The sequence below is a fragment of the Streptomyces sp. NPDC045968 genome, assembly GCF_056430475.1.
In genome coordinates this window covers 403,608-419,638 of record NZ_JBWKLF010000001.1, presented here as the reverse complement: position 1 = coordinate 419,638, position 16,031 = coordinate 403,608, and the positions used below count along the sequence as shown (strand labels likewise).

14 protein-coding genes are annotated in these 16,031 nt (G+C 70.8%); 10 read left to right on the top strand and 4 right to left on the bottom strand.

All coding sequences use genetic code 11. From position 1 onward, the window contains the following. Nucleotides 1-134 precede the first annotated feature (134 nt). On the bottom strand, nucleotides 135-623 hold the full coding sequence (locus AC07FA_RS01740) for a ribose-5-phosphate isomerase (protein ID WP_382729260.1): 489 nt from the start codon (nucleotides 621-623) through the stop codon (nucleotides 135-137). Between the two features lie 252 nt (nucleotides 624-875). Between AC07FA_RS01740 and AC07FA_RS01735 the strand changes: the two genes are divergently transcribed. Together AC07FA_RS01735 and AC07FA_RS01730 are read left to right on the top strand one after the other, a co-directional pair. Then, nucleotides 876-2,351: an amino acid permease gene (locus tag AC07FA_RS01735; protein ID WP_479072698.1), complete on the top strand. Its 1,476-nt coding sequence runs from the start codon at nucleotides 876-878 to the stop codon at nucleotides 2,349-2,351. Nucleotides 2,352-2,431: 80 nt separating this feature from the next. Continuing rightward, nucleotides 2,432-3,769, top strand: coding sequence for an FAD-binding oxidoreductase (locus AC07FA_RS01730; RefSeq protein ID WP_479072697.1), 1,338 nt, complete (start codon nucleotides 2,432-2,434; stop codon nucleotides 3,767-3,769). On the opposite strand, the gene AC07FA_RS01725 is transcribed toward AC07FA_RS01730, so the two are convergent. After that, nucleotides 3,750-4,343, bottom strand: a complete 594-nt coding sequence (locus AC07FA_RS01725; RefSeq protein WP_479072696.1) for a biotin transporter BioY — start codon at nucleotides 4,341-4,343, stop codon at nucleotides 3,750-3,752. The two genes, AC07FA_RS01730 and AC07FA_RS01725, sit on opposite strands and share 20 nt — an antisense overlap. Before the next feature lie 259 nt (nucleotides 4,344-4,602). On the opposite strand from AC07FA_RS01725, the gene AC07FA_RS01720 reads away from it, so the two are divergent. The 5 genes from AC07FA_RS01720 to AC07FA_RS01700 all read left to right on the top strand — a co-directional run bounded on the left by AC07FA_RS01720 (nucleotide 4,603) and on the right by AC07FA_RS01700 (nucleotide 10,112). Further along, nucleotides 4,603-6,030 (top strand): amino acid permease, encoded by a 1,428-nt coding sequence (locus AC07FA_RS01720; protein WP_479072695.1) that lies wholly within the window; start codon nucleotides 4,603-4,605, stop codon nucleotides 6,028-6,030. A 117-nt stretch (nucleotides 6,031-6,147) separates the two neighbouring features. After that, on the top strand, nucleotides 6,148-7,566 hold the full coding sequence (locus tag AC07FA_RS01715) for an amino acid permease (protein WP_479072694.1): 1,419 nt from the start codon (nucleotides 6,148-6,150) through the stop codon (nucleotides 7,564-7,566). Nucleotides 7,567-7,707: 141 nt separating this feature from the next. Beyond that, nucleotides 7,708-8,778 (top strand): glycerophosphodiester phosphodiesterase family protein, encoded by a 1,071-nt coding sequence (locus tag AC07FA_RS01710; protein WP_479072693.1) that lies wholly within the window; start codon nucleotides 7,708-7,710, stop codon nucleotides 8,776-8,778. A gap of 102 nt (nucleotides 8,779-8,880) precedes the next feature. Continuing rightward, complete coding sequence (locus tag AC07FA_RS01705; protein WP_479072692.1) at nucleotides 8,881-9,537, top strand: CatB-related O-acetyltransferase; 657 nt, start codon at nucleotides 8,881-8,883, stop codon at nucleotides 9,535-9,537. Further along, the gene (locus AC07FA_RS01700; protein WP_479072691.1) at nucleotides 9,534-10,112 is read left to right on the top strand and encodes an AAA family ATPase; all 579 of its coding nucleotides are present in this window, start codon (nucleotides 9,534-9,536) and stop codon (nucleotides 10,110-10,112) included. The genes AC07FA_RS01705 and AC07FA_RS01700 overlap by 4 nt, the downstream gene beginning before the upstream one ends. On the opposite strand, the gene AC07FA_RS01695 is transcribed toward AC07FA_RS01700, so the two are convergent. Then, nucleotides 10,097-10,750: a TetR/AcrR family transcriptional regulator gene (locus tag AC07FA_RS01695; protein ID WP_479072690.1), complete on the bottom strand. Its 654-nt coding sequence runs from the start codon at nucleotides 10,748-10,750 to the stop codon at nucleotides 10,097-10,099. The two genes, AC07FA_RS01700 and AC07FA_RS01695, sit on opposite strands and share 16 nt — an antisense overlap. 101 nt (nucleotides 10,751-10,851) lie before the next feature. Here AC07FA_RS01695 and AC07FA_RS01690 point away from each other — a divergent pair, with 101 nt between their 5' ends. After that, a complete protein-coding gene (locus AC07FA_RS01690) occupies nucleotides 10,852-11,241 on the top strand; it encodes a VOC family protein (protein WP_479072689.1) in 390 nt (129 codons plus the stop codon). A 75-nt stretch (nucleotides 11,242-11,316) separates the two neighbouring features. Here AC07FA_RS01690 and AC07FA_RS01685 read toward each other — a convergent pair whose 3' ends face one another. Beyond that, nucleotides 11,317-11,967 (bottom strand): mycothiol-dependent nitroreductase Rv2466c family protein, encoded by a 651-nt coding sequence (locus tag AC07FA_RS01685; RefSeq protein ID WP_479072688.1) that lies wholly within the window; start codon nucleotides 11,965-11,967, stop codon nucleotides 11,317-11,319. Between the two features lie 131 nt (nucleotides 11,968-12,098). On the opposite strand from AC07FA_RS01685, the gene pepN reads away from it, so the two are divergent. Next, the gene (gene pepN / locus AC07FA_RS01680; RefSeq protein WP_479072687.1) at nucleotides 12,099-14,687 is read left to right on the top strand and encodes an aminopeptidase N; all 2,589 of its coding nucleotides are present in this window, start codon (nucleotides 12,099-12,101) and stop codon (nucleotides 14,685-14,687) included. 263 nt (nucleotides 14,688-14,950) lie between these two features. After that, nucleotides 14,951-15,982, top strand: coding sequence for a hypothetical protein (locus AC07FA_RS01675; RefSeq protein WP_479072686.1), 1,032 nt, complete (start codon nucleotides 14,951-14,953; stop codon nucleotides 15,980-15,982). Nucleotides 15,983-16,031 lie beyond the last annotated feature (49 nt).

Below are 16,031 nucleotides of genomic sequence, written 5' to 3'. Positions count from 1 at the left end.
TTGTTCAGCGGGGAGGGGGGGGCTTGTGTTCCCTTTGGGCACGTCGTCTCCCGGACGGGGGTGGGGGTTGTTGCAACACGCCCGTGCCGCCGGGACGGCCCCGGCGCCCCGGGACAAGGGGGGTGCGGGCTGGTTCAGCCCTGCTGCGGGTGGTGCGCCGGGATCGGGGGGAGCTCGCCGGTCGCCTCGTACGCCGCGAGCATCTCGATGCGCCGGGTGTGGCGCTCCTCACCCGAGTACGGGGTGCTGAGGAAGATCTCGACGAACTTGGTGGACTCCTCCACCGAGTGCATCCGGCCACCGATGGCCACCACGTTGGCGTCGTTGTGCTCGCGGCCGAGCGCGGCGGTCTGCTCGCTCCAGGCGAGCGCGGCGCGGACGCCCTTGACCTTGTTCGCGGCGATCTGCTCGCCGTTGCCGGAACCGCCGATGACGATGCCCAGGCTGTCCGGGTCCGCTGCCGTCTTCTCGGCGGCGCGGAGGCAGAACGGCGGGTAGTCGTCCTGGGCGTCATAGATGTGGGGACCACAGTCGACGGCCTCGTGGCCGTGGGCCGTCAGCCACTCGACGAGGTGGTTCTTGAGTTCGTAGCCGGCATGGTCGGAGCCGAGGTACACGCGCATGTTCCGAGTGTGGCACGAACCCGACGGGGTATCCGTCAGCGGGGTCGGGCGGCCCGGGGCAGGTTCCTGGGCGTTGCGCACGCCGTGTGCGCAACGCCACAGCGGCAACGATCCGGTGAACGAATCGGAATAGGGGGTTCCAATTCCGGTACTTCTCGGGCTTGAATGCGTGACTTGCCGCCCCTTCACCCCCACGTCCCCCACCGCGGCAACGCCCACAAGGCGCGATCAGAACACGTAAGGACTCGATCCATGACGTCGCAGACGACTCTGGTGGAGCCGGGCGAACAGCCCGGAACGCCGGACAGCCCCGGCTCGCCGGACGGACTCCAGGCCGGACTCAAGAACCGTCATCTCTCGATGATCGCGATCGGCGGTGTCATCGGTGCGGGCCTCTTCGTGGGGTCGAGCGCCGGTATCGCCGCCGCGGGCCCCGCCATCCTCCTGTCCTACGCGCTGGTCGGCCTCATGGTCGTCTTCGTCATGCGGATGCTGGGCGAGATGGCCGTCGCCCGCCCGAGCTCCGGTTCCTTCTCCGCCTACGCCGACCAGGCGCTGGGCCGGTGGGCCGGCTTCTCGATCGGCTGGCTGTACTGGTTCTTCTGGGTCGTGGTGCTCGCCGTCGAGGCGACCGCCGGAGCCAAGATCCTGGAGGGCTGGATCCCCGGCGTTCCGCAGTGGGCCTGGGCGCTCATCGTGATGGTGGTGCTGACGGCGACGAACCTGGTCTCCGTCGGCTCGTACGGCGAGTTCGAGTTCTGGTTCGCCGGGATCAAGGTCGTGGCGATCGGCGCCTTCGTCGTCGTCGGCTTCCTCGCCGTCTTCGGCTTCCTGCCGGGATCGGACAACCCCGGTTCGGGGATCGCTCATCTCACCGACAGCGGCGGGTTCTTCCCCGAAGGTCCGGGAGCCATCCTCACCGGTGTGCTGATGGTCGTCTTCTCCTTCATGGGCAGCGAGATCGTCACCCTGGCGGCCGGTGAGTCCGAGGACCCGCAGCGTGCCGTGTCCAAGGCCACCAACAGCGTGATCTGGCGTATCGCCATCTTCTACCTCGGCTCGATCTTCGTCGTCCTGACGCTGCTGCCGTGGAACGACCCGTCGATCGTCGCGGACGGCTCGTACGTCGCCGCGCTCAACTCCATCGGCATCCCGCACGCCGGCCAGGTCATGGACGTCATCGTGCTGACCGCGGTGCTGTCCTGCCTCAACTCGGGCCTCTACACGGCCTCGCGGATGGCGTTCTCGCTCGGACAGCGTGGTGACGCGCCGAAGGCGTTCGCCAAGGTGAACAAGCGCGGCGTGCCGACGGCGGCCATCCTGTCCTCGGTGGTCTTCGGCTTCGTCGCCGTCTTCTTCAACTACCAGTGGCCCGACACCGTGTTCGCGTTCCTGCTGAACTCCTCCGGTGCGGTCGCGCTGTTCGTCTGGCTCGTCATCTGCTTCACCCAGCTGCGGATGCGCGGCATCATCCTGCGCGAGTCGCCGGAGAAGCTGGTCGTACGGATGTGGCTCTTCCCGTATCTGACCTGGGCGACGATCGCGATGATCTCGTTCGTGCTGGTCTACATGCTGACCGACGACACCGGGCGCGAGCAGGTCATCCTCTCGCTGCTGGTCGCGGCGCTGGTGGTGGCGATCTCGCTGGTACGCGAGTTCCGCGGCCGGAGGTCCGGCGCCGTGGACGGCACGGAGCCCGCCGAGTCCGTGGAGTCCCGGAAGAAGTAGGTAATACCTGACAGGCGATGTCAGGTAAGTGGGAAAGGCTCTCCTTCGCAAGCCCCCAGCGAGCGAAGGAGAGCCTTTCCATGTCTGCCACCACCTTCCGTCCCGGTGACGACGGCTATGTGACGGGGACGGCCGGCTTCCAGACCGGCTTCGCGCTCACGCCCGCGCGCGTCGTGGCCGCCACGGACGCCGGTGACGTGCGGGCCGCCGTGGCGTACGCCGCCGAGCGCGGACTGTCCGTGGGCGTCGAGGCGACCGGTCACGGGCGGCCCGGCACGAGCGTGGGCGGGGTGCTGATCAGTACGCGCCGGATGGACTCCGTCCAGATCGATCCGGAGCGGCGCACCGCGCGCATCGGGGCGGGGGCCACCTGGGGCCAGGTGATCGAGGCCGCCGCCCCGCACGGGCTCGCCCCGCTCAACGGTTCGTCACCGGGCGTCGGCGCCGTCTCGTACACGCTGGGCGGCGGACTGGGCGTACTGGCCAGGGAGTTCGGGTACGCCGCCGACCATGTGCGCTCCCTCGACCTCGTGACCGCGGACGGCGTCCCGCGCCATGTCACCCCGGACACCGAGCCCGAGCTCTTCTGGGCGCTGCGCGGCGGCGGCCACCGCCTCGGTGCGGTCACGGCACTGGAGACCGGCCTGGTCGCCGTGGAGCGGCTGTACGGGGGCTCGATCGCCTTCGACGGCGGGAGCGGCGACACCGCCGCCGACGTACTGCGCCGCTATCTGGAGTGGACACGGACCGTGCCCGAAGCGCTGACGTCCTCGCTCTCCGCGCTGACGCTCCCCGACCTCCCGCAGGTGCCGGAGCCGATGCGCGGCCGGTACGTCGTCTCGGTACGGGTCGCGTACACGGGGAGCGCGGCGGAGGGTGCGCGGCTGGTCGCTCCACTGCGGGAGGCGGCGCCCGCCCTCGCCGATTCGCTGCGGGAGATGCCGTACACCGACAGCCACACCATTCACAGCGATCCGCCGTTCCCGCACGCGTATTACGGGGACAGCGCGATGCTCGGCGAGCTGGAGGCGCAGGCGGCTGTCCGGGTGCTGGAGCTGACGGGCCCGAAGGCGCCGATGATGACGGTCGTCCAGCTCAACCACCTGGGCGGGGCCCTGGGCCGGCAGCCCGCCGTTCCGAACGCGGTGCCGTACCGGGACGCCGGGTTCCTGCTGCGGCTGCTGTCCCCGCTGGACGGGACGGACGTGGCGTCGGTGCGGGCCCTGTACGCGGAGGTGGCCTGCGTCCTGGGAAGTACGGCCCTGGGGCGTTCGCTGAACTTCTCCTTCGGCGGCGGGGACCGTACCGACGGCTTCCACGGGCCGCGGACACGCGAGAGGCTCGCCGGTCTGGTGTCGCGTCACGACCCGGCGAGCCTCTTCGGTGGGGCGTACGGCGTCAGCCGCGACGCCCGATGAGCTTCCAGGACGCGGGCAGCGCGCCCATGGCCAGGGCCGCCTTCAGTGCGTCCCCGATCAGGAAGGGCGTCAGGCCCGCCGCGACGGCCGCGCTCATCGACATGCCGGTGGAGAGCGCCAGGTACGGCACGCCGACCGCGTAGATGATGACGGAGCCGACCGCCATCGTGCCCGCGGTGCGCAGCACCGAACGGTCGCCGCCGCGACGGGCCAGACCGCCGGCCACGGTGGCGGCGAGGAGCATGCCCAGCACATAGCCGAACGAGGCGCCGCCCGCGCCGGAGGTGCCGCCCGCGAACCACGGCATGCCGGCCATGCCGATCAGCGCGTACACCGCCAGGGAGAGGAAGCCGCGGCGGGCGCCGAGCGCCGTGCCGACGAGGAGCGCCGCGAAGGTCTGGCCGGTGACGGGGACCGGGGAGCCGGGGACCGGGACGGCTATCTGGGCCGCGATGCCGGTGAGGGCGGCGCCGCCCATGACGAGGGCCGTGTCGACGGCGTAACGGTGCCGGGCCGCGGGCAGCAGGTCGGCGAGGACCGCTCCGGAGCGGATGGGGGTGGCGGCGAGACTCATCGGGACTCCGCGGGTGAGGGCAGCAGGACAGGTGACTCCGGCCGACGTTAGCCCACGGGTGAACGCTCGATCACCATCAGCCGTCCACAAAGCGGGGGTTGAGGAATTGGTCGGGTTCGAACAAAGCGCGGAACGCAATCGCGCCCGGGCGTGATGCTCGTCACTGAGGTGGGGGCGGGGCTGGGCCCTTCGCCGGGGCAGGCGATACGGCGTGAGACTGTAGGTTCCCCATAAATGATCCGAGAGTGACCCGCACCCCATGCACGACTCACCGCCCCCCACGCAGTCCGAGCCGTTGTCCCACGGTCTGAAGCAGCGCCATCTGACGATGCTCGGGCTGGGCGGGGTGATCGGCGCCGGGCTGTTCGTCGGTTCCGGGGCCGGGATCGCGGTCGCGGGCCCCGCCATCGTCATCTCGTACCTGATCGCCGGCGCGCTCGCGATGCTGGTGATGCGGATGCTCGGCGAGATGTCCTCGGCGATGCCCGCGTCCGGCTCCTTCTCCGTCCACGCGGAACGGGCGCTTGGCCGGTGGGCCGGTTTCAGTGCGGGCTGGCTCTACTGGTTCCTGCTGGTGGTCGTGCTCGCCGTGGAGGCGACGGCCGCCGCGCAGATCGCGCACGGCTGGGTGCCCGGGGTGGAGCCGTGGGCCTGGGTGCTGGTCTTCATGGTGGTGTTCACCGCGGCCAATCTGACGGCGGTGAAGAACTTCGGCGAGTTCGAGTTCTGGTTCGCCGCCCTCAAGGTCACCGCGATCGTGGTCTTCCTGGTGCTCGGCCTGCTGGCGGTCTTCGGAGTGCTCCCGGACACCGATCCGGTCGGGCTGACCAACCTCACCGGACAGGGCGGCTTCCTGCCGAACGGCTGGGACGGAGTGGTCTCCGGCGTACTGACGGTGGTGTTCGCCTTCGGCGGCCTGGAGGTCGTCACCATCGCGGCGGCCGAGACCGACGATCCCGCGCGGGCGGTGGGGCGGGCGGTGCGCAGCGCGGTGGTGCGCATCCTCTTCTTCTACGTCGGTTCCATGCTGGTGATCGTGACCGTGCTGCCGTGGACCGCGCAGCAGGCGGGACTCAGCCCCTATGTGAAGGTCCTGGACGCGGTCGGGGTGCCCTCCGCCGGACAGATCATGAACATCGTGGTCTTCGTGGCACTGCTCTCCGCGCTCAACGCCAATCTGTACGGCTCGTCCCGCATGATCTTCTCGCTGGCCGAGCGCGGCGAGGCACCGCGCTCGCTGCTGAAGGTGTCCGGCGGCGGGGAGGAGGGCGGCGGCCCGGACGGGGGTGTGCCGCGGCGGGCGGTGCTGGCCTCCGTCGCCTTCGGTTTCGTCTCCGTCCTGCTCAATCTGAAGTGGCCCGACTCGGTCTTCCTCTACATGCTCAACTCGGTCGGCGCGGTCCTGCTGTTCGTCTGGGCCCTGATCGCGGCGTCCCAGTTGCGGCTGCGCGGCCGGATCGAACGCGAGGCGCCCGAGGCGCTGACGCTGAAGATGTGGTGCTTCCCCTATCTGACCTGGCTGACGCTGGCCGGACTGCTCGGGGTGCTGGTGCTGATGCTGACCGATGACGCGGCGCGCCCCCAGGTGCTGTGGTCGGCCGGGGCGACGGGGCTGGTGCTGTTGGTCGCGGTGGGGCGGGAGTTCAGGGGCCGCCGGAGGAGTGCCGGGGCGTCGCCTCGTACGTAGCCGGGTGTGCACGATGTGTGAGCCTGGTGACCGTATAGCGGACAGCCGTTCCCCCTGGGCGGGGTGTTGCCCAGACTGTGGGCCTTCCCTGTCCCGGCTACCGAACTGAGCTCGTCCATGTCCCGGACCTCCGCGCCGCCCCCCACCGCCGGACCGCACTCCCCCGGCACCGTCACGGTCGACTCCGCACTCACCCACGGACTCAAGCAGCGCCATCTGTCGATGATCGCCCTCGGTGGTGTCATCGGCGCCGGGCTGTTCGTCGGCTCCGGCGCCGGTATCGCGGCGGCCGGCCCCTCGATCGTCATCGCCTACGGCATCTCCGGACTGCTCGTCATGTTCGTGATGCGCATGCTCGGTGAGATGTCGGCGGCGAACCCCGCGTCCGGCTCCTTCTCCGTGCACGCCGAGCGGGCGATCGGCCCCTGGGCGGGCTTCACCGCCGGGTGGGCGTTCTGGGTGCTGCTCTGTGTCGCGGTGGGCCTTGAGGGCATCGGCGCCGCGAAGATCGTCACCGGCTGGCTGCCCGGGACCCCCGAGTGGGCCTGGGTCGCGCTGTTCATGGTGATGTTCCTCGGCACGAACCTGGCCGCCGTGAAGAACTTCGGCGAGTTCGAGTTCTGGTTCGCCTCGCTCAAGGTCGTCGCCATCACCCTCTTCCTGGTGCTCGGCGTCCTGGCGATCCTCGGTGTCCTGCCGGGCACGGACGCGCCGGGCACGTCCAACCTCACGGGTGACGGCGGATTCCTGCCCAACGGTTCCAACGGCTTCATCATCGGACTGCTCGCCTCGGTCTTCGCGTACGGCGGTCTGGAGACCGTGACCATCGCGGCGGCCGAGTCGGAGAACCCGGTGCAGGGTGTCGCGAAGGCCGTGCGGACGGCCATGTGGCGGATCGCGCTGTTCTACGTCGGCTCGATGGCGGTCATCGTGACCCTCGTCCCGTGGGACGACCCGAAGGTCGCCGCGGTCGGTCCGTTCTACGCGACCCTGGACCATCTCGGCATTGGCGGCGCCGCCGAGATCATGAACGTGGTCATCCTGATCGCGCTGCTCTCCGCGATGAACGCCAACATCTACGGCGCTTCGCGCATGGCCTGCTCGCTGGTGGCGCGGGGCCAGGGACCGGCGCGGCTCGGCACGATCAGCTCGGGTGTTCCCCGCCGGGCGGTTCTCGTCTCCTCCGTCTTCGGTTTCCTGTGCGTGCTGCTCAGCTACTGGCGGCCCGACGACGTCTTCCCCTGGCTGCTCAACATGATCGGGGCGGTGATCCTCGTGGTGTGGATCTTCATCGCGGTCTCGCAGCTGATCCTGCGCGGGCGGCTGGAGCGGGAGGCTCCGGAGAAGCTCGTCGTACGGATGTGGCTCTTCCCGGTGGGGACGATCGTGGCGCTGGCCGCCATGGCCGGGATCTTCCTGCTGATGCTGCGACAGCCCGACACGCGGGACCAGTTGCTGGCCACGGGCGCGCTGACGCTGGTGCTGGCGGGGATCGGTCTGGTGCGCCAGAGGAAGGGTGCCGGGGCCGCCCGGTAGCCGTTTTCGCCCTCAATCGCCGGACGGGCCTCACGGGTCGCCGTACGGGCACCGCCGTACATGAGGACGCAGTTCTGCGTCCGCCGCGCCGTAACCCGCCGTCGCTTATGTGGTTCCTCCGTCCCACGCGAGGAGTCCCGCATGAACCACGCCCCGAGACGACGCTCGGTCCTCCTGGCCACGGCCGCGCTGACGACGGCGGCGGCGAGCCCCGCCGTCGCCGCCGCCTCGTCCGGGAAGAGGGACCACCGGCCCGGACGTCCGCTGGTCATCGGCCACCGGGGTGCGGCCGGCTGGCGGCCCGAACACACCGCCGCCGCCTACGCCTTCGGGGTACGGGCCGGGGCCGACTGGATCGAGCCGGACCTCGTCCCGACGAAGGACAACGTCCTGGTAGTGCGGCACGAGAACGAGATATCGGGCACCACCGATGTCGCCGCGCACCCGGAGTTCGCCGGCCGCCGCACCACGAAGACGGTCGACGGCAGGGCGGTCACCGGCTGGTTCACGGAGGACTTCACGCTCGCCGAGCTGAAGACCCTGCGGGCGGTCGAGCGGCTGCCACTGGTCCGCAACCGCAACACCGTCTTCGACGGCCGCCAGGACGTCATGACGTTCCAGGAGGTCATCGACCTGGCCCGCGCCCTGTCCACGGAACACGGCCGCCGGATCGCGGTCTTCCCGGAGACGAAGCACCCCACGTACTTCCGGTCGGTCGGGCTGCCGCTGGAGCCCGAACTGATCCGCGTCGTCCGCCGCAACCGGCTGAGCGCCCGCGACTGCGTCGTCCAGTCCTTCGAACCGTCCAGCCTGCACCGGATCGCCGAGGCCCGGCTCGGGCTGCCGCTCTGGCAGGCGCTCGGCACGAGCGGTGGTCCGTACGGCCACCCGGTCACGTACAAGGAGATGATGACGCCGGCCGGGCTGCGCGAGATCGCCCGTTACGCGGACTGGATCGGCCCGGACAAGTCCTCGCTCGTTCCGCCGCTCACCCTGCTGGCGGACGCGCACGCGGCGGGCCTGAAGGTCGGCGCGTACACCTTCCGTGCGGAGAACCAGTACCTGCCGGCCGCGTACCGGCGGGGCACCGTGCCCACCGAGTTCGGCGACGCCTTCGCCGAGTACGCCTTCCACTACGCGCAGGGGGTGGACGCCGTCGTGACGGACTTCCCGGACATCGCCGCGAGCGCGCGGGAGGAGCTGCGGGCCTGATCGCGTGTGCGGCGGCCGCACGGAAATCGGCGTGCGGCCGCCGGGAGCCTGCTGCCATCATGACTGCTCGTCCGTAGTCGAGCCCCGTCGGAAGCAGCGCGCATGAGCCTCGTACCCGCCGATCCCACCGTGCTGCACCCCATGCCGGGCCAGCCACGGGTGGTGCAGCTGAAGCCGCTCGTGACCTCGCCGCTGATCGAGGTCGGGGAGTTCTCGTACTACGACGACCCGGACGACGCGACCGGGTTCGAGACGCGCAACGTGCTGTACCACTACGGGCCGGAGAAGCTCGTCATCGGGAAGTTCTGCGCGATCGGGACGGGGGTGCGGTTCATCATGAACGGCGCCAACCACCGTATGGACGGCCCTTCCACGTTCCCTTTCCCCACGATGGGCGGCTCCTGGGCCGACCACTTCGACCTGCTGACCGGCCTGCCCGGACGGGGCGACACGGTCGTCGGCAACGACGTCTGGTTCGGCTACCGCACGACGGTGATGCCCGGAGTGCGGATCGGGCACGGCGCGATCATCGGTTCCGGCTCGGTGGTCGTCTCCGACGTCCCCGACTACGGCATCGTCGGCGGCAACCCCGCCAAGCTGATCCGGACCCGGTACGCGGACGAGGACGTCGCCCGCCTCCTCGCCGTCGCCTGGTGGGACTGGCCGGCCGAACACATCACGGAGCACGTACGCACGATCATGTCCGGCAGCGTCGACGAGCTGGAAGCGGCCGCGCCCGTCACGAGGAGCCCCCGTTGACCTTCGATCCCCGCCCCATCGACCGGGAGCCCGCGCCCTGTGCCGTCCTGCTGACCGGCATCCCCGGCAGCGGGAAGTCCACGGTGGCCGCCGCGCTCGCCGCGCGGCTGCGGCGGTCGGCGCACATCGACGTGGACGCGCTCCAGGACATGATCGTCAGCGGGAACGAGTGGCCCACCATGGAGGGGAACGCGGAAGCGGACCGGCAGATCTTCCTGCGGGCCCGTCACGCCTGTCTGCTGGCGGACAGTTTCGTGGCGGCGGGCTTCGTCCCCGTACTCGCCGATGTCGTCGTGCGCCGCACCCATCTCGACTTCTACCGGGAGACGCTGACGACCGCTCGGTTCCACGTCGTCGTCCTGGCACCGGGCCCCGACGTCGCCCGCGAGCGCAACCGGACCCGGGACAAGGTGCTGACCACCGACTGGTCGCCCCTGGACCACGCGATGCGCGCCGAACTCGGCCGGTCGGGGACGTGGATCGACAACGCGGGGCAGACGGTGGAGGAGACGGTCGACGCGGTCCTGTCCGCGACCGGCCTCGGGGCCGCCCCGCGGGGTCAGGCCACCGCGTAGTCGGCGAGCGCCGGTTCGAGCAGACCGAACGCGCGGGTGACCTCGTCCCCGAGGACGGCCGCGATCTCGGGGTTGGTACGCCCGGCGAGGGTGAGGTCCTGGATGCGCTGGAACAGGGTGCGGTGCACCGCACCGAGCAGGGCCGCCGCCGTACGCACAGTGATCTCGTCGCCTGAGGAACCGGTCGTTTCGGCGAGGACGTCGGCCAGCGCGTCCTCGCGCCGGTCGTGCAGGCCGCGGAGGCAGGCCGAGAGGGTGGGGCTGTCGGCGATCATGCGGGAGAACTCGGGGCCCGCGAATCCGGCTACCGGGTCCTGGGCCGCGACGGCCGCCTGAAGAGCGCGGCGCAGCGCGGCGATGACGGATTCACCGGCCGGCCGGGCGGCGGCGGTGCGCGCCAGACCCGCGACGAACTCCTCCTGGTGGTCCAGGGCCAGGTCCTCCTTGCGCGGGAAGTAGTTGGTGACGGTCTTCTTGGCCACGCGCGCGGCTGCGGCGATCTCCGCGATCGTCGTCCGCTCGAAGCCCTGCTCGATGAAGAGTCTGGTCGCGTGGTCGGAGATCAGCTGACGCGTCTCGCGCTTCTTGGACTCCCGCAGACCCATCGCGGCGTCCTCGGCGTTCGTTTCGATACCCATGGGCGAATCTTACATCCGTAGTAAATTTATGTTGACACCCCTTGCCGTCCGACCTAAAGTTACGTCCATCGTAAGTTTGCCTCGAACGGAAGAAGTTGGCCTTGCAGATCTCCACCTCCACCGTCTCGCTCACCGTCGACGACGTCGCCGCCTCCCAGGCGTTCTTCACCGCGCACCTCGGATACAAGGAGACGGCCGCAGCCGACGGCTTCGCCTCGCTCAGCCGTGAGGACGCGGCCGTCGACATCGTCCTGCTGCGCCGGGGCATCGAGATCCTGCCGGTCGAGCAGCGCGATCAGCACGCCTCCGGCCTGATCCTCGCCTTCACCCTCACCGGCCTCGAAGCCGAGGAGAAGCGGCTGCGGGCCGAGGGCGTGGCGATCACCATGCCGCTGCGGGAGGAGCCCTGGGGCGAGCGCCTCTTCCAGATCACCGACCCGAACGGCGTGATCATCCAGTTCGTCGAATGGGCCGCCCCGGCCGGCGTCTGACACCGGCCGGCCTCACGTGAACATGAAAAGGGGGCGGGCCCCGGATGTCGTCCGGAACCCGCCCCCTGTCCTCGGTCAGTCGAAGACCGGGCCCTGGGTCCGGGTCCGCTTGATCTCGTAGAAGCCGGGGATCGACGCCACCAGCAGGGTGCCGTCCCACAGCTTCGCCGCGTCCTCGCCCTTCGGGGCGGGGGTCACGACCGGGCCGAAGAAGGCGATCTGCTCGCCGTCGGCGCCCGGGACGGCTATGACCGGCGTGCCGACCTCCTGGCCGACCTTGTCGATGCCCTCCTTGTGGGAGGCGCGGAGCTCGGCGTCGTACGTGTCGGAGTCCGCGTACGACGCGAGTTCGGCCGGGAGGCCGACGTCCGCCAGGGCCGCCGCGACCGCCTCGGGCGTGGGGCCCTCGCCCTTGTTGTGGAAGCGGGTGCCGAGCGCCGTGTACAGGGGGCCGACGACCTCGTCGCCGTGCTCCTGCTGGGCGGCGACGACGACGCGGACCGGGCCCCACGCCTTGTTCTCCAGGAGGTCGCGGTACTCCTCGGGAAGCTGGTCGAGCTTGTCCTCGTTGAGGACGGCCAGGCTCATCACGTGCCAGCGGACCTCGACGTCACGGACCTTCTCCACCTCCAGCATCCAGCGGGAGGTCATCCACGCCCAGGGGCAGAGCGGGTCGAACCAGAAGTCGACCGGAGTCCTGCCGTTCGCCGTGCTGTTGTCAGACATGTCTCTCCTCAGAAGGGCCCGTCCACTGAGCGAGCACAACACCACCGGGCCGCCCGTCCATTCCCGGATACCGGGGCCAGGACCGGCATGCGAGGATCGAGGCCGTTCGAATGAGACACGAAGGAGTGCCCGTGCCCGGTGAGAACCTGTCCCGCGACGAGGCCCGCGAGCGGGCCGAGCTGCTGAGCGTCGACGGTTACGAGGTCGCCCTCGACCTGCGTTCCGCCGTCGGCGAGCCCGGCGGGGACGAAGGGGAGGCCGGCCCGCGCACCTTCCGCTCGCAGACCACCATCCGGTTCCGCGCCGCGCGTGCGGGGGCCTCGACCTTCGCCGATCTGCTGGCGCCGAGCGTGAGCGCGGTGACGCTGAACGGGAAGCCGCTGGACCCCGCGGTCGTCTTCGACGGGACCCGGGTCGCGCTCGACGGCCTCGCCGAGGGCGAGAACGTCCTGGTGGTCGACGCGCAGTGCGCGTACAGCCGGACCGGCGAAGGTCTGCACCGCTTCGTCGACCCGGAGGACGGCGAGGTCTACCTGTACACGCAGTACGAACCGGCCGACGCCCGGCGCGTCTTCGCCAACTTCGAGCAGCCCGACCTGAAGGCACCCTTCCGCTTCGAGGTGACGGCCCCCGACGGCTGGACGGTCTGGAGCAACGGCGCCGAGGCGTCCCGCGACGGCGAGGTGCGGCGCTTCGCCGAGACCAAGCCGATCTCCACGTACATCACGGCGGTCGTGGCCGGTCCGTACCACTACGAGACCGACCTCTACACCCGGGTGCTCGACGACGGCTCGACGCTGGAGATCCCGCTCGGCGCGATGTGCCGCAAGGGCCTCGCCCGCCACTTCGACGCGGACGACATCTTCCTCGTCACCAAGCAGGGCCTGGACTTCTTCCACGACAACTTCGACTACCCGTACCCGTTCGGGAAGTACGACCAGGCGTTCGTGCCCGAGTACAACATCGGCGCGATGGAGAACCCGGGCTGTGTCACGTTCCGCGAGGAGTACATCTACCGCGGCAAGGTGACCTCCGCGTCGTACGAGCGCCGGGCCAACGTCATCCTGCACGAGATGGCGCACATGTGGTTCGGCGACCTGGTCACCATGCAGTGGTGGGACGACCTCTGGCTGAAGGAGTCCTTCGCCGACTTCATGGGCTCGTTCTCCCAGGTGGAGGCGACCCGCTTCACCAACGGCTGGGTCACCTTCGCCAACAACCGCAAGGCGTGGGCCTACCGCGCCGACCAGCTGCCGTCCACGCACCCGGTCACCGCCGACATCCGTGACCTGGAGGACGCCAAGCTCAACTTCGACGGCATCACGTACGCCAAGGGCGCGTCGGTGCTGAAGCAGCTGGTGGCGTACGTCGGACGGGACGCGTTCCTCGAAGGCGCCCGGCGCTACTTCAAGCGGCACGCGTACGGCAACACGCAGCTCGGCGACCTGCTCTCCACGCTCGCCGAGACGTCCGGGCGCGATATGACGGCCTGGTCGCGTGCGTGGCTTCAGACGGCGGGCGTCAACGTGCTCACACCGGACGTGACGTACGACGTGGCCGGCCGGATCACGGAGCTGGCCGTCCTCCAGGACGCCGCCGCCTCCCACCCCGAGCTGCGCCCGCACCGGATCGCGGTCGGCCTCTACCGGCTGGACGCCGACGGCGCCCTGGTCCGGTACGCCCGCGCCGAGGTGGACGTCGCCGGCCCGCGCACGGTGGTCGGGGAGCTGGCCGGGGCGGAGCAGCCCGCACTCATCCTCGTCAACGACGACGACCTCACGTACTGCAAGGTCCGCTTCGACGCGGGCTCCCTCGCCACTCTGGGGGCCCACCTCGGTGACATCACCGACCCGCTGGCGCGTGCGGTCTGCTGGTCGGCCCTGTGGAACCTGACGCGGGACGCGCTGCTGCCGGCCCGCGACTTCATCGCACTCGTCCTGGCCTTCTCCGGCCGCGAGTCGGACATCGGCGTGCTCCAGATGCTGCACAACTGGACGCAGTCGGCGCTCGTGCACTACGCCGCGCCCGGGTGGCGCGAGGTGGGCGGCCGGCTGCTGGCCGAGGGCGCACTGCGTGAGCTGCGCGGCGCGGAGCCGGGCAGCCAGCATCAGCTGACCTGGGCGCGGTTCTTCGCGGCCGTCGCCTCGTCGGACGCGGACTTCCAGCTACTGGCCGGGCTGCTCGACGGGTCCGCGCGCATCGACGGCCTGGACGTCGACCAGGAGCTGCGCTGGGCGTTCCTGTCTCCGCTCGCCTCGCACGGCCTGGCCGACGAGTCGGTCATCGACGCCGAGCTGGCGCGCGACGACACGGCGTCGGGCAAGCGGCACCAGGTGCGGTGCCTGGCGTCGCGTCCGTCCGCGGCGGTGAAGGCGCAGGCGTGGGCGGCGGTGGTGGAGTCGGACAAGCTGTCCAACGCGTTGGTCACGGCGACGATTTCGGGCTTCGTGCAGTCGTCGCAGCGGGAGCTGCTGGCGCCGTACGCGGGCGCGTACTTCGACGCGATCGAGCGGGTGTGGGCCGAGCGGTCGATCCAGATCGGCATGGACGTGGTGTCGGGGCTGTTCCCCGGGCTCCAGGACAGTCCGGAGACGCTGGCGGCGACGGACGCGTGGCTGACCTCGCACGAGGATGCGGCGCCGGCGCTGCGGCGGCTGGTTCTGGAGGCGCGGGACGATCTGGCACGGGCGTTGCGGGGGCAGGCGTGCGACGGGGCGTGAGCCGGGTCGCGGGCTGAGGGGTCCGTCCTCAAGCGTCGGACGGCTGTGTGTGGTGCCCCGGACCGGGGCGCCACACACAGCCCGGGCCGACGAACCGTACGCGCGACGTTCGTACACGCACGCGGACGGCCCCCGTGCCATTTCCGGCGGGACGACCGTTTTCGGCAGTCGAACTCCCGTACTTTAGGACGGCGTTGTCCCGGAATGTCGACGGGCGCGTAACAGGGGTTAGGGCCCCCTGCGCGAGCGGGAACCCCGGGGTCATGACGCACAACACCCCTCTCTCCCTCCGCCCCCACGAGGTGCCGCACCGCGTGCAGTCCGCCGCCCAGCTGCGGGCGCGGGGCGTGTCCGCCGCGCAGACCGCCGCGCAGTGCCTGCCCGGTGGCCCGTGGCAGCAACTGCTGCCCGGCGTATACCTCCTGCACTCCGGTCCGCCCACGGGTGAGGAACGCCTGCACGGCGCCCTGCTCTACGCCGGGCGCCCGCCCGTGTCCGCGCGGCGCCCGGCGCCCGCGCCGGGCGGGTCCTGGTACGGGGAGGCCATGGCGACGGGGATGGCCGCGCTCACGCTGTACGGGTTCTCCTCCGCGCCGCCGGTGGGCGCGCTGCACCGGATCGACGTACTGGTGCCCCGCACCCGGCGGCTGCGCTCGACCCGCTTCGTACAGGTGCTGCGGGGCGCCGCGACGCCCAGGCCCGTACGCGTGGCCGGGGTGCCGCTGGCCCCCGTGGAGCGGGCCCTCGCGGATGCCGTGGCCGGGATCACGGACGGCTCCGTGGCGCGCCGGCTGCTGACGGAGGCCGTGCGGAGCGGGCACTGCGAACCGGCGGCGGTGGTACGGGAGCTGACCGCGGCCAAGCTGCTGGGGCGGGCCCACGTGAGGGAGGCCGTCGACTCCCTGCTGGCCGAGGGCCGGGCGATCGCGGAGGACAGGCTGTACGAGATGGTCCGTACGCAGGGGCTGCCGGCCCCCCTGTGGAACGTGGACCTGCGGTTGCCGGGCGGCCCGCATCTGGGCGGGATCGACGCGTACTGGCCCGACCAGGCGGTGGCCGTCCAGATCGACTGGCGCACCCCGGGAGACAGCGGGCGCCCGGAGGACGACGAGGGGCACCGGTGCGACCACGCCGCCAAGCGTGACCATCTCGAACGGCTCGGGATCACCGTCGTCCACGTCACACCGGGGAAGCTGCGCGAGACCCTGGCGCAGCAGGGGACCGTGGTGCGCACGGCGCTGATGGCGGCGAACGACCGCGAACCGGCCGCGTACGTGGTGATCCTGCCTCGATGAAACCACCTATCAACCCATTCGTCCCACGTGACGCTTTGACCTCACTGGC